At 71.0% G+C, this 13102-nt stretch carries 14 protein-coding genes; 10 read left to right on the forward strand and 4 right to left on the reverse strand.

Annotated features, from left to right (window positions below):
• The first annotated feature begins 61 nt into the window (after positions 1-61).
• From JWQ91_RS13755 to JWQ91_RS13780, 6 genes are all read left to right on the forward strand, one after another.
• Positions 62-574 (forward strand): cysteine dioxygenase family protein, encoded by a 513-nt coding sequence (locus JWQ91_RS13755; protein WP_297785188.1) that lies wholly within the window; start codon positions 62-64, stop codon positions 572-574.
• Positions 571-1002 (forward strand): rhodanese-like domain-containing protein, encoded by a 432-nt coding sequence (locus JWQ91_RS13760; RefSeq protein ID WP_297785191.1) that lies wholly within the window; start codon positions 571-573, stop codon positions 1000-1002. Before JWQ91_RS13755 ends, JWQ91_RS13760 begins: the two co-directional genes overlap by 4 nt.
• 111 nt (positions 1003-1113) lie before the next feature.
• Positions 1114-1926: an ATP-binding cassette domain-containing protein gene (locus JWQ91_RS13765; protein ID WP_297785193.1), complete on the forward strand. Its 813-nt coding sequence runs from the start codon at positions 1114-1116 to the stop codon at positions 1924-1926.
• Complete coding sequence (locus JWQ91_RS13770; RefSeq protein ID WP_297785196.1) at positions 1923-2579, forward strand: ABC transporter permease; 657 nt, start codon at positions 1923-1925, stop codon at positions 2577-2579. The genes JWQ91_RS13765 and JWQ91_RS13770 overlap by 4 nt, the downstream gene beginning before the upstream one ends.
• Positions 2576-3253, forward strand: a complete 678-nt coding sequence (locus JWQ91_RS13775) for an ABC transporter permease (RefSeq protein ID WP_297785199.1) — start codon at positions 2576-2578, stop codon at positions 3251-3253. The genes JWQ91_RS13770 and JWQ91_RS13775 overlap by 4 nt, the downstream gene beginning before the upstream one ends.
• A gap of 25 nt (positions 3254-3278) precedes the next feature.
• Positions 3279-4184: an ABC transporter substrate-binding protein gene (locus tag JWQ91_RS13780; protein ID WP_297785203.1), complete on the forward strand. Its 906-nt coding sequence runs from the start codon at positions 3279-3281 to the stop codon at positions 4182-4184.
• Between the two features lie 88 nt (positions 4185-4272).
• Here the strand turns inward: JWQ91_RS13780 and JWQ91_RS13785 are convergent, their stop codons facing one another.
• Both JWQ91_RS13785 and JWQ91_RS13790 read right to left on the reverse strand, forming a co-directional pair.
• A complete protein-coding gene (locus JWQ91_RS13785; protein ID WP_297785206.1) occupies positions 4273-6396 on the reverse strand; it encodes an MMPL family transporter in 2124 nt (707 codons plus the stop codon).
• A complete protein-coding gene (locus JWQ91_RS13790; protein ID WP_297785209.1) occupies positions 6396-6935 on the reverse strand; it encodes a TetR/AcrR family transcriptional regulator in 540 nt (179 codons plus the stop codon). The genes JWQ91_RS13785 and JWQ91_RS13790 overlap by 1 nt, the downstream gene beginning before the upstream one ends.
• A 161-nt stretch (positions 6936-7096) precedes the next feature.
• Here JWQ91_RS13790 and JWQ91_RS13795 point away from each other — a divergent pair, with 161 nt between their 5' ends.
• Positions 7097-7912 carry an alpha/beta hydrolase gene (locus JWQ91_RS13795; protein ID WP_297785211.1) on the forward strand — a complete coding sequence of 272 codons (816 nt, stop codon included), beginning with the start codon at positions 7097-7099 and terminating at the stop codon, positions 7910-7912.
• Here the strand turns inward: JWQ91_RS13795 and gluQRS are convergent.
• Entirely contained in the window at positions 7909-8781 is an 873-nt protein-coding gene (gluQRS, locus tag JWQ91_RS13800; RefSeq protein ID WP_297785214.1) for a tRNA glutamyl-Q(34) synthetase GluQRS, read from the reverse strand. The two genes, JWQ91_RS13795 and gluQRS, sit on opposite strands and share 4 nt — an antisense overlap.
• A gap of 100 nt (positions 8782-8881) precedes the next feature.
• On the opposite strand from gluQRS, the gene JWQ91_RS13805 reads away from it, so the two are divergent.
• Positions 8882-10060, forward strand: coding sequence for an alcohol dehydrogenase catalytic domain-containing protein (locus tag JWQ91_RS13805; protein ID WP_297785217.1), 1179 nt, complete (start codon positions 8882-8884; stop codon positions 10058-10060).
• Positions 10061-10075: 15 nt separating this feature from the next.
• Here JWQ91_RS13805 and JWQ91_RS13810 read toward each other — a convergent pair whose 3' ends face one another.
• Complete coding sequence (locus JWQ91_RS13810; protein WP_297785221.1) at positions 10076-11170, reverse strand: glutamate--cysteine ligase; 1095 nt, start codon at positions 11168-11170, stop codon at positions 10076-10078.
• Between the two features lie 70 nt (positions 11171-11240).
• Between JWQ91_RS13810 and JWQ91_RS13815 the strand changes: the two genes are divergently transcribed.
• On the forward strand, positions 11241-12047 hold the full coding sequence (locus JWQ91_RS13815) for an alpha/beta hydrolase (protein WP_297785224.1): 807 nt from the start codon (positions 11241-11243) through the stop codon (positions 12045-12047).
• A partial coding sequence (locus JWQ91_RS13820) for a SpoIIE family protein phosphatase (protein ID WP_297785227.1) occupies positions 12044-13102 on the forward strand: 1059 nt, incomplete at its 3' end. The genes JWQ91_RS13815 and JWQ91_RS13820, both read left to right, overlap by 4 nt.

The raw sequence follows: 13102 nt of genomic DNA on the forward strand, positions 1-13102 counted from the left end.
CCGGGTGTCCACCGACTGGGAACGTGCCCACGCCGGTGCGGCATCGCGTTGCATGGAGCCCATGACCGCCCGCCCCACCACCGTCGCGCCCCTGTCGCTGGCCGAGCTCGCCGCACTGACGAGCTCCGTCGCCGATGACGTCAGCGCTGGCCTCCACGAGGTCCACGCCGATGAGGAGAACCGTTGGCACGTGCGACTGCGGTGTGACGACCAGGTCGACGTCTGGCTCATCAGCTGGACGCAGGAGCAGGGCACGCAGCTGCACGACCACGGCGGTTCGTCCGGGGCCTTCACGGTCGTCAGCGGCGAGCTGAGCGAGGCCGTGTGGACGCCCGGCGCGGAGGTGCTCCGGGAGACCAGCCGCTCCGCGGGCGACGCGGTGCTGTTCGGCGAGCACTACGTCCACGACGTCCGCAACGTCCGTCCCGAGGTCGCGGTGAGCGTGCACGCGTACTCGCCGCCGCTGTCGCAGATGAACTACTACGACGTCGACGGCCACCAGCTGACCCGGCTCGCCTCGGTGTGGACCGACGACCCCGAGGCGCCGGCACCGGACCTGCGGGCGGCGTCGTGACCGTCACGTTCGGCTCGGTCGACGACCTGCTCGCGTCGGCCCGCCACGACATCCAGCGACTCAGCCCGCTCGAGGCCCGCGACCGTACGCTCGACGGCGCGCTGATCGTCGACATCCGGCCGGCGTGGCAGCGCGAGATCGACGGCGAGATCCCCGGGTCGTACGTCGTGGAGCGCAATCACCTCGAGTGGCGCCTGCACCCCTCCTCGGGTGCCAACCTGCCCGTCGCGCGGGTCGGCCAGGAGTGGATCGTGGTGTGCACCGAGGGCTACACGTCCTCCCTGGCGGCCTTCGCCCTGGTGTCGCTCGGGCTGCCGGCGTACGACATCGACGGCGGGATCCACGCCTGGCGGGCGGCCGGCCTGCCGGTCGTCCCGGGGGCGACCCCGGTCGAGCAGCAGGTCCGCCTCGCCACCCCCGCGGGGTGAGATGTCGGCCATCTCCGATTGCCGCCGCCGGGCGATCACGACAGACTGGCGTGAGCCTGTTCCTTGCCTACCTACTGTCCCGGCGCGCCGGCGTCGAGCACGGAGGACCGCATGATCGAGTACCGCTCCATCGGCAAGACCTTCGCGGACGGGACGGAAGCGGTCGGCGACTTCAGCCTCGAGCTCCCCTCGCGGACCACCACGGTGTTCGTCGGCTCCTCCGGATGTGGCAAGACGACGCTGCTGCGGATGGTCAACCGCATGGTCGACCCGACCCGCGGCCAGGTCCTGATCGACGACGTCGACGTCGCGACGCGCAACAAGGTCGAGCTGCGGCGCAGCATCGGCTACGTCATGCAGCACGCGGGTCTCCTGCCGCACCGCAAGGTGATCGACAACGTCGCCACGGTCCTGCGCCTCAACGGCGTGGGTCGCAAGGAGGCGCGCGACCGGTCGTACGCAGTCCTGGAGACCGTCGGGCTCGACGCGTCGCTGGCCACGAAGTACCCCAGCCAGCTCTCCGGCGGCCAGCAGCAGCGCGTCGGCGTCGCGCGCGGACTGGTGTCGGACCCCAACATCCTGCTGATGGACGAGCCGTTCGGCGCGGTCGACCCCATCGTGCGCGACGAGCTGCAGCGCGAGCTGCTCCGCCTGCAGCACGAGCTCGACAAGACGATCGTGTTCGTCACCCACGACATCGACGAGGCCTTCCTGCTGGGGGACCAGGTCGTGATCCTGCGGCAGGGAGGGGTCGTCGCGCAGGTCGGGACGCCCGAGGAGATCATCGCCGAGCCCGCCGACGACTTCGTCCGCAGCTTCGTCGGGCTCGACAAGGGTCACCGTCGGCTGCACGTCGAGGAGCGCGACGGCGTCTCGATCGTCGTCGACGAGACGGGCAAGGCGACCGGGGTCCTGTCGGCATGAGCTGGCTGCTCGACAACGCCGACTACGTGTGGGACCTGACGGTCCGGCACATCTGGCTGAGTGCGATCCCGATCATGCTCGGTTTCGTGATCGCCCTCCCGATCGGGTGGTACGCCAACCGGCACCCGCGGCTGCGTGGCGGCCTGCTCGGCGGCGTGAGCATCCTCTACACCGTGCCGTCGTTGCCGCTGTTCGTGATCCTGCCGGGGATCCTCGGCACCGGGTTCCTCAGCGCCACCAACGTCGTCGTCGGCCTCACGATCTATGCCGTCGCGATCATGGTGCGCTCGGCGTCCGACGCATTCGGGTCGGTGTCGCCGGCGGTGCTCGACGCCGCCAGCGCCTCGGGCTTCTCGGCGAGGGGGCGGGCTCTGGCGGTCGAGCTGCCGCTCGCCGGACCGGTCCTGCTCGCCGGGCTGCGCGTCGTCGCCGTCAGCACCGTCAGCCTGGTCAGCGTCGGCGCCCTGATCGGCGTCAGCAGCCTCGGCTCGCTGTTCACGGACGGCTACCAGCGTGATTTCCGTACCGAGATCGTCATCGGGATCGTCGCGACGGTGATCGTCGCGCTGGTCTTCGACCTGCTGCTGGTCCTCAGCGGCAGGCTCCTGATGCCCTGGGCATCGACCAGCCGCCCGAAGGTGGGCGCGGCATGAGCATCGTGAACGACACGGTCGCGTGGCTGAGCGACTCGGCGCACTGGCACGGCGACGACGGCGTGCCGCACCGGCTCCTCGAGCACCTCGGCTACACGGCCCTGACGATCGGGATCGCCGGCGCGATCGCGATCCCGCTGGGGCTCTGGATCGGGCACACCGGCCGACTGCGCGGTGGCGCCGTCGCGCTCACCGGCGCGTTGCGCGCCCTGCCGACCCTCGGCCTGCTGACCTTCATCGTGCTCTACACCGGCATCGGGCTCACCGCACCGATCATCGCACTGACGGTGCTGTCGATCCCGCCGCTGCTCGCCGGTGCCTACTCGGGGCTCGAGGCGGTGGACCGGCAGACGATCGACGCCGCCCGTGCCGTCGGCATGACCGAGTGGCAGATCCTGACCAAGGTCGAGGTGCCGCTGGCGTTGCCCCTCATCGTCGGGGGCATCCGGTCGGCCGCGCTCCAGGTCGTCGCGACGGCGACCGTGGCGGCGTTCGTGAGTCTTGGTGGCCTCGGCCGCTACATCATCGACGGCCAGAAGGTCAGCGACTACCCGCAGATGGTGTCCGGATCCGTGCTCGTGGTCGCGCTCGCCCTCGTGATCGACGGGATCTTCGCCGTGCTGCAGAAGCTGGCGCTCGGCGCTCGCCCCTCCCCCCAACCTTCCCGCGCATGACCCACCCCCACCCAGGAGAAGACACATGACCATCAAGAAGCTCACCGCGGCCCTCGCCGCCACCGCCGTCGGGTTGACGCTCGCCGCGTGCGGTGGCGATCCCACCGAGGGCAAGAAGGCCGCGACCGACACCATCGTGATCGGCTCGGCCGAGTTCCCCGAGAACGCGATCATCGCCGAGATCTACGCCCAGGCGCTCGAGGCCAAGGGCGTCAAGGTGAAGAAGAAGCTCAACATCGGTGCGCGCGAGGCGTACATCAAGGCACTCGAGAACGGTGAGATCGACCTGGTGCCGGAGTACTCGGGCAACCTGCTGTCGTACTACGACCCGAAGACCACGGCGACCTCGCCGGAGCAGATCGACGATGCCCTCGCCGACGCGCTGCCGGAGACCCTCGAGGTCCTCGATGCGTCGAAGGCCGAGGACAAGGACTCGCTCAACGTGACGCCCGAGCTGGCCGCGAAGGAGGGCCTCACGACGATCGCCGACCTGAAGAAGATCGACGGTCTCAAGCTCGGCGCCAACCCCGAGTTCAAGACCCGCGCCTATGGCATCCCGGGTCTCGAGAAGGTCTACGGCATCACGGACATCTCGTTCACGCCCATCAGCGACGGCGGCGGACCCGCCACGCTGAAGGCGCTGCTCGGTGGCAAGGTCGACGTCGCGGACATCTACTCCACGACGCCGTCGATCCTCGCCAACAAGCTGGTCACGCTGCAGGACCCGGAGAACCTCATCGCGTCGCAGAACGTCGTCCCGCTGATCACCGAGAAGAAGGCCAGCGACAAGGTCGAGGACGTCCTGGACGAGATCTCGGCGACCCTCACGACCGAGGACCTGCTGGACCTCAACGCCAAGAACCAGGGCGACGACAAGACCGCCCCGGACGTCCTGGCCAAGCAGTGGCTGACCGACAAGGGCCTCATCTAGCCCACCCCACCGCTGGCAGTGACGTTTGCGCCCCGGAATCGACGATTCCGGGGCGCAAACGTCACTCTCAGCGGTCAGGCAGTGGACGCTAACGCACCGCCGCGGCGGCAGGATCGCTCTCGCTGATGCCGATCCGGTCGTGGAGTCGGCGCAGCGGACCCGGCGCCCACCAGTTGGCCCGGCCGAGCAGGGCCATGAGCGACGGAACCAGCATCGCCCGCACGATCGTGGCGTCGATCAGGACCGCGAGCGCCGTGCCGACGCCGAGCTCCTTGATGAAGATGATCTGCGACGTCGCGAAGGCGCCCAGCGCGATCGCGAACAGCAGCGCCGCCGCCGTCACGATCCGGCCGGTCCGCTGCAGCCCCAGCGCGACGGCCTCCCGCTCGCCGGCCCCGGCGTCCCGCGCCTCCTTGATCCGGGTCAGCAGGAACACCGCGTAGTCGGTCGAGAGCCCGAACACCACCGCGAACAGGAACACCGGCTGGGTCGACTCCAGCGCCCCCTGCGAGGTGAAGTCCAGCAGCCCCTCGAACCGTCCGTCCTGGAAGATCAGCACCAGGACGCCGAACGTCGCACTGATCGTCAGCACGTTCATCAGGAGCGCCTTGATCGGCAGGACGACCGATCCGGTCATCAGGAACAGGGTCGTGAACGTCAGCACCGCCAGGATCAGCAACGCCAGCGGGATGTTGTCCGCGATCGAGGCGACCTGGTCCACCTGCTCGGCGCTCGCCCCGCCCACCAGCGCCGTGCCGGGCGCGTCGACGTCCCGGATCTCGTCGACGAGGTCGAGGGTGCGCTCGTCGAGCGTCGTGGCTGACGGCACCACGTCGACCTGCCAGGTGCTGTCGCCGACGTACCGCGGCGGGGTGACCTGCGCCGCCCCGTCGAGGCCACCGAGCTCACGGGCGTACGCCGTCATGGCTCCCTCGGCCGACCGGGGTGCCGTGACGGCGACGATGACGGGGGAGGACTCGGCCCCGGCGAAGTCGCTGCGCAGCACCGTGTCGACGGTCTTGGCCGGGCTGCCGTCGGGCAGGACCGTGGCGTCGACGCCGGTGAACTTGACGCCCAGGAAGGGGGCGCCGAGGGCCAGCAGGATCGCCGCACCCGCCAGCGCCGTCCCGACCGGGAAGCGCATGACGACGTGGGACAGGCGGAACCAGAATCCCCTCGTCTCGGCGCGGGCGTCGGCGAGCTGCGCCTCGCGCCAGCGTCGCGGGGCCAGTGCGTTGACCCGGTGCTGCAGCACCGCGAACAGCGCCGGCAGGACGAGCAGCGAGACGGCCGCCGCGGCGAGCGCCACGATCGTGACGCCGATGCCCATCGAGTAGAGGAAGCGCAGCGGGAAGACCAGCAGCGCCAGGCCCGCGCCGGCGACCGTGACCGCGGAGAAGGCGACGGTACGCCCGGCGGTCGCGACGGTGCGGCGGACCGCCTCGGCGCCGGGGCCGACCCGCTCGAGCTCCTCGCGGAAGCGCGAGACCATGAACAGGGAGTAGTCGATCGCGAGGCCCAGGCCGAGCCCGGTGATGAGGTTGAGCGCGAACACCGAGATGTCGATGACCTCGTTGACGCCGCGCAGCACCAGCAACGACGTGACGATCGTCAGCCCGCCGACCAGCAGCGGCAGCAGCGCCGAGACTGCCGAGCGGAACACCAGCAGGGACACGATGAACAGCAGCGGGAATGCGATCAGCTCGGCCGTCACGAGATCGTCCTCGACGTGCTCGTTGACCTCCTGGTAGGCCGGGCCGAATCCGCCGACCTGTACGCCGTCGACCCGGCCGAGCTCGTCCCGGAGGCGTTCGGTGGTGTGGTCGGCGTCGGCGCCGGAGCGATAGATCGCCGCGACGTACGTCTGGTCGCCGTCCCGGGAGACGAACTGCTCGCCCGCCTCGGGGCCGCCGACGACCTGCGCGACGGCGGGATCGTCCTGCAGGATCCCGGCGGCCTCGGCGATCGCGGCGGTGTCGGCGGTGTCGACCAGCACGACGATGCTGGGGGCGGCATCCTGGCCGCTGGCCTCCTCGATCTGGGTGATGGCGCGGGCGCTGGACGCGCCGGTGTCGGAGAACGAGTCATTGTCGCTGTTGAGCAGGCCGGCGACCGGGCCGCCGAGGGCTCCGGCGACGACGAAGAACAGGACCGTGGCACCGAGGATGCGGCGTGGGTGGGTGCTCGCCAGGCGAGCGATGGTGGTGAACATCAGAACTCCTTCACGACGGCGAGCGGATCGCCGTACAGCTCGGTGAGGTCGAGGGAGGCGACGACCGTCAGGAGCATCCCGTGAGCCATGAAGTCGCGGACCTCGTCGGCGGTCGCCCCGCTCAGCTCCGCGATCTCCTCCCAGATCTCGCGGTACGTCCGCTGGGCGACCTCCTTGATCGCCGGGTCGGACGCCGCGGCCCAGGTGTGCAGCTGGCAGCGCAGCGAGTTGACGTCGTCGGTCATGAGGGCGATGTAGGCCGTGCCCATCGCCTCCAGCGGTGACGTGTCGGGACCGCGCTGCTCGGCCGCCTCGCGGAAGGTCCGGCGCAGGTTGGTCGTGTGGTGCTCGATCGCGGCGGCGATGAGACCGGTCTTGGTGCCGAACAGTCGGAAGATGTACGGCTGCGAGACCCCCGCCCGCTCGGCGATGACCTCGACCGACGTGGCGTGCATGCCACCCCGGCCGTACTCGGCCATCGCCGCCTCGAGGATCAGGGCCTTGCGGTCCTCGGCCTTCATCCGCTTCCCAGTCACCATGGAATTGAAGTTAGTGAGCACTCACAACCATGTCAAGACCCTGCCGAGACTTCGCTGGCCCTGACGTTGGTGCAGACACGCCGACGGCGTGTCTGTCGAAACGTCAGGCCCAGCGGCATGGGGGATGGCATAGTCGGCACACGCCCATCAGGAGGTCTGCCTTGCCCGTCATCGAGGTCAACGGTGCCCAGGTCCACGTCGAGGACACCGGCGCGCCGGCCGGGCACCCCGACGCCCCGGCGATCGTCTTCGGGCACGGCCTGCTGTTCAGCGGGCGCATGTTCGCCGCCCAGGTCGAGCGCCTCCGCGACCGCTACCGCTGCGTCACGATCGACTGGCGCGGACAGGGCCGGTCGCCGGCGGCACGCGACGGCTACGACATGGACACGCTCGCCGGGGACGCCGTCGCCGTGATCGAGGGGCTGCGGGCCGGCCCCGTGCACTACGTCGGCCTGTCGATGGGCGGCTTCGTCGGGATGCGGTTGGGCGCCCGGCGCCCCGAGCTGCTGCGGTCACTGACCCTGCTCGACACCAGCGCCGGCCCGGAGGACCCCGACAAGGTCACGAAGTACCGCACGCTTGCCAAGGTCTATCGCGTCCTCGGGCTCGGCCCCGTCCGGGCCCAGGTCGAGCCGATCATGTTCGGCCCCACGTTCCTGGCGAGTCCCGCCGCGAAGCAGCACACCGACGCGTGGATGGCCGGCGTCAGGGCGGCGAGGCGCACCGGCGTGACGAAGGCGATCCACGGTGTCACCGACCGGGAGCCGATCCTGCCCGAGCTCGGCCGGATCACGACGCCGACCCTCGTGGTCGTCGGGGACGAGGACGTCGCGACCCCGCTCGCCAAGGCCGAGGTCATCGCGGACGCGATCGCCGGCGCGCGCCTCGAGGTCGTGGCCGGCAGCGGTCACTCCAGCACGATCGAGCAGCCCGACCGGCTCGGTGAGCTGATCGAGACGTTCGTCGACCAGCACTAGGTCGGCGGGACGAACACCCACGGCTCGCGGGGGATCGCCGCGAGGTCGAACGTGCTCAGCAGCTCCTGCGGCGTCGCCCGGTCCAGCCCCAACGACGACGTGATCGCGCCCAGCACGTCCACGCCGGCCGCGGTGAGGTCGGCGTACGTCACGGCACCGTCCCGCTTGGCCAGCCGGCGGCCGTCGACGTTGAGCGTCAGCGGGACGTGGACGTACGTCGGAGGGGTCGCGCCGAGGAGGGTCGCGAGGTACGCCTGGCGGGGCGCCGAGCTCAGCAGGTCGTCGGCGCGCACGACCTGGTCGACGCCCTGGTGGGCATCGTCGACGACGACCGCGAGGTTGTAGGCGACCGCGCCGTCGCCCCGGCGCAGGACGACGTCGTCCACCGCACCCTCGTACGTTCCGTGGATCGCGTCCTCGACGGTGAATGTCGCGGTGCCGGCCCGCAGCCGCAGCGCCGCCGGCCGCTCCCGGCGGCGCTGCGCCCGCTCGTCCTCGGTCAGGTCGCGGCACGTCCCGGGATAGGAGCCCGGCGGGGCGTGGGGGGCCGACGGCGCCTCGAGCACCTCCCGGCGCGTGCAGAAGCACTCGTAGACCAGCCCCCGGCCGGCCAGCGAGGCGAGGGCGGCGTCATAGAGGCGGGCCCGTTCGGACTGGCGCACGACGGGGCCGTCCCACGTCAGCCCCAACGACGCGAGATCCGCGAGCTGGCCCTCCTCGGCCCCCGGGCGTACCCGGTCGAGGTCCTCGACCCGGAGCAGGAACTCCCGGTCGCTCTGGCGGGCGCAGAGCCAGGCCAGCAGCGCGGTCCGCAGGTTGCCGACGTGCAGGTCGCCCGAGGGGGAGGGGGCGAATCGGCCGGCGGTCACCGTCCCATTGTGCCGACGCATGAAACGGGCCGGGACGGGCACTGCAGGAGCACCGCGTGCGAGCAGATGCAGCACGTCCACAGATCGCGAGAGGCACACCATGAGAGCACTGACCTGGCAGGGCAAGCAGAAGGTGAGCGTCGAGACGGTTCCCGATCCCAAGATCCAGCAGCCCGACGACATCATCATCGAGGTCACCACGACGGGGCTGTGCGGCTCGGACCTGCACCTGTACGACCCGCTCGGTCCCTTCCTGCACCCCGGCGACGTGCTGGGTCACGAGCCGATGGGGCGGGTCGTGGAGCGCGGCTCGGCGGTCACGAACCTCCAGGACGGCGACCGGGTCGTCATCCCGTTCCAGATCGCGTGCGGCTCGTGCTTCATGTGCGACCGTGGCCTGCAGACGCAGTGCGAGACGACCCAGGTCCGCGAGTTCGGCATGGGTGCCGCGCTGTTCGGCTTCACCGACCTCTACGGAGCGGTGCCCGGCGGTCAGGCGGAGTACCTGCGCGTCCCGCACGGCAACTACGGGCCGATCAAGGTCGAGGAGGGGCCGAGCGACGAGCGCTTCGTCTACCTCTCCGACGTGGCCCCGACCGCGTGGCAGGGCGTGGAGTACTCCGGCGTCACGTCCGGCGAGACGCTCCTCATCGTGGGGCTGGGCCCGATCGGCGAGATGGCGGCCCGCATCGCGCTGTTGCGCGACGTGCGGGTCATCGGCGTCGACCTGGTGCCCGAGCGGCTGGCCCGCTCGAGGTCGCTCGGCGTCGAGACGATCGACCTGACCGCCGGCGACCCCGTCGCCGCGATCCTGGAGAAGACCGCGGGCCGCGGTGCCGACGCCGCGATGGAGGCGGTCGGCATGGAGGCGCACGGCTCGGGTGTCGCCGAGGCGGCGCAGAAGGTCGTGGGCCTGCTCCCCAAGAAGATGTCTCGCCCGATCATGATGCACGCCAGCACCGACCGGCTGGCCGCGCTGGACCTCGCGTTCCAGGGCGTCCGTCGCGGTGGCACGGTGGCGATCAGCGGGGTCTACGCCGGCGCCCAGGACCCGATCTCGATGCAGCTGATCTTCGACAAGCAGCTGACCCTGCGGATGGGTCAGGCCAACGTCAAGCGCTGGGTCGACGACATCCTGCCCCTCGCCTACGACGATGCCGACCCTCTGGGCCTGGAGTCGTTCGCGACGCATCACCTCACGCTCGACGAGGCGCCGCAGGCGTACGAGATGTTCCAGAAGAAGCAGGACGGCGCGATCAAGGTGCTGTTCAAGCCCTGACCGTGGGCGCAGTGGTCACCGCCACGAGGCCGCGGTCCGGTCGAGGACGTCGTCCACGACCGACCGCAGGTCGAGGCCCGGCCCGGCCGCCGCGCGCTGCCGGGCCGACCCGGTCCCGTCCCGCAGCAGGCGCTCGATCCCGTCCTGGACCAGCCCGGCGTCCCCCGACCGGTCGAGGGCCGGGCCGATCGTCCGCACGAGCGTGGCCAGGGCCTCGGCGGCGGGCGCCGGGGCGCCGCTGGACGGGTCGATCAACGCGTCGCTGAGCCCGTCACGCCGGGCCCGCCAGCGCGCCGCGCGGAGCAGGTCGACCCGCCACGGCACGACGGCGGTGCCGGCGTGCCAGGCGCTCGCGCACGTGTCGACCAGGGCGCGCACGACCGCTACGACCAGGATCGTGTCGGCCAGGTCCGTGCAGACGTCCGCGACCCGGACCTCGACGGTGGGCAGGTGGTTGGACAGCCGGGCGTCGAAGTAGATCATGCCCTCGTCGAGCGCCGCCCCCGAGGAGATGATCGAGGCGATGGCACGTCGGTATCCGCTCGCGTCGCCGAACGGCTCGACGGCCCCGGCACTCGGCCAGGCCTCCCAGATCTGCGCCCGCCAGCTGGCGTACGCCGTGTCGACGCCCAGGTTGAACGGCGAGTTGGCCGACATCGCCAGGACCAGCGGCAGCCACGGCCGCAGCCGGTCGAGCACCGCCACGCCCTCCTCGTCGCCGGCGACGACGACGTGCACGTGGGTCCCGCACGCCATGGACTGCAGCCCGAGCCGACCGAACCGGGTCATCATGCGTTCGTACCGCTCCTTGGGGGTGACGACGCCCCCGTCGTCGGCCATGACCGGGGTGGCCATCGCCGCCACCCGGGCGCCGACCGCCACGGCCGCCTCCGACGCGGTCCGTCGGGTGGCGCGCAGGTCCTCGAGCAGCGCGGCCATGTCGCGACGGGGCTCGGTGCGGGTCTCGACCTGCTGGAGGAAGAGCTCCTGGCCGATCTCGTCCTGTGCGCCGACGGCGCCGATCACGCGGTCCGACGACCCGTCGAGGCGTCCGGTCGAGGGGTCGACGAGGAACATCTCCTCCTCGACACCCACGGTGCGGCACGTCATGTGCCCATCGTGCGGCCGGCCGCCGCGAACCGGCAACCGCCACAGTCCCCGCTCGGATACGATTTCTGACATGAATCCGTTGGTGCGACACCACGTCACCTTCGGTGGTCGCGAGTCGGGACCCACGCTCCTGCTCGCCCACGGGTTCGGCTGCGACCAGCACATGTGGCGATCCGTCACGCCGTTCCTCGAGGACGACCACCGGCTGGTGCTGTTCGACTACGTCGGCGCGGGTGCCTCGGTCACCAGCGCGTACGACCCGGCCCGCTACGCCTCGCTCGAGGGCTATGCCGACGACGTCATCGAGATCTGCGAGGCCCTCGGCCTGAGTGAGGTCGTCTTCGTCGGGCACTCGGTGTCGGCGATGATCGGTGCGCTGGCGGCCGGCAAGCGGCCCGACCTGTTCACGAAGCTCGTCATGGTCTCGCCCTCGGCCCGCTACATCGACGACGGCGAATACGTCGGTGGGTTCTCGCAGGCCGACATCGACGAGCTGCTCGACTCGATGGACCGCAACTACCTCGGCTGGTCACGGACCATGGCGCCGGTCATCATGGCCAACGGTGATCGGCCCGAGCTCGCGGGTGAGCTCCACGAGAGCTTCTGCCGGTCCGACCCGACGATCGCCAAGGCCTTCGCCAACGTCACGTTCCGCTCCGACAACCGCCAGGACCTCGCCGCCGTCCGGGCGCCGACCCTCGTGCTCCAGTCGCGGGAGGACCTCATCGCGCCCCAGTCCGCCGGGGAGTACGTGCGCGACCACCTCCGCGAGGTCGACTACGTCGTGCTGGACACGACCGGGCACTGCCCGCACCTCAGCGCCCCGGCGGAGACCGCGGCGGCGATCCGCTCGTTCCTCGGGTCCGGAGCCACGTGACCAGGACGGACCGGGACCACTTCGAGCTCGCGCCCTGCGGCTATCTCGAGCTGGGACCGGACAGCCGGATCCTCGCCGCCAACCGCAAGTTCCTCGACCTCGTCGGCCTCCCGCACGACGAGGTCGTGGGGGCCATGTCCCTGGTCGACTTCCTCGGCGTGGGCGACCGGATGTATCACGAGACCCACTACCGGCCGATGCTCGAGATGCAGGGCGAGGCGCACGAGATCGCGTTCGAGCTCAAGCGCCCGGACGGGTCGAGCATCCCGGTGCTGCTGAGCTCCAACGTCAGGCCGGGCGTGGACGGCGGCAGCGCCGTCATCCGCACGATCGTGTTCGAGGCGCGGGAGCGTCGGACGTACGAGGAGGAGCTGCTCACCGCGCGGCGGGCGGCCGAGGAGGCCGAGATCCGGGCGCTGACCCTGGGTCGCACGCTGCAGGAGACCTTCGTGCCCCCGGCGCCACCCGAGGTGGTGGGGATCGACATCGCCGGCGTCTACCGTCCGGCCGGAGATGGCAGTGAGGTCGGCGGGGACTTCTACGACGTGTTCCAGATCCGCGAGGGCGACTGGCTCGTCGCGCTGGGCGACGTCGCCGGCAAGGGCGTCGACGCGGCGGCGGTCACGACCTTCGTCCGGCACACCATCCGGGCCGTCGCCATTCCGTCCGGATCCACCGCCGAGATGCTCACGGGACTCAACACGGCGCTGCTCGGTGCGTCGTACGACCGGTTCTGCACCGTCGTGCTGCTGCGGCTGCAGAAGCGCGACGGCCGGTGGACTGCCTCGGTGTCGTGCGGCGGGCACGAGCTGCCGCTGCTGCGCGAGGCGACGGGAACGATCCGCGAGCTCGGGGAGTGGGGCTCGCTGCTCGGCGTCGTCGACCCACCCCAGCTGTCGCAGGAGCAGCGCGCGCTCAACGACGGCGACACGGTCCTGCTCTACACCGACGGCGTGACCGAGGCGCGGTGCGGGCTCGACATGTACGGACAGGAGCGGCTCACGGCGCTGCTCGCCTCGGCCGGCCGGTCGAGCCACGAGGTGGTCACCGCGGTG

This window comes from Aeromicrobium sp., assembly GCF_025965075.1.
Taxonomy (GTDB): domain Bacteria; phylum Actinomycetota; class Actinomycetes; order Propionibacteriales; family Nocardioidaceae; genus Aeromicrobium.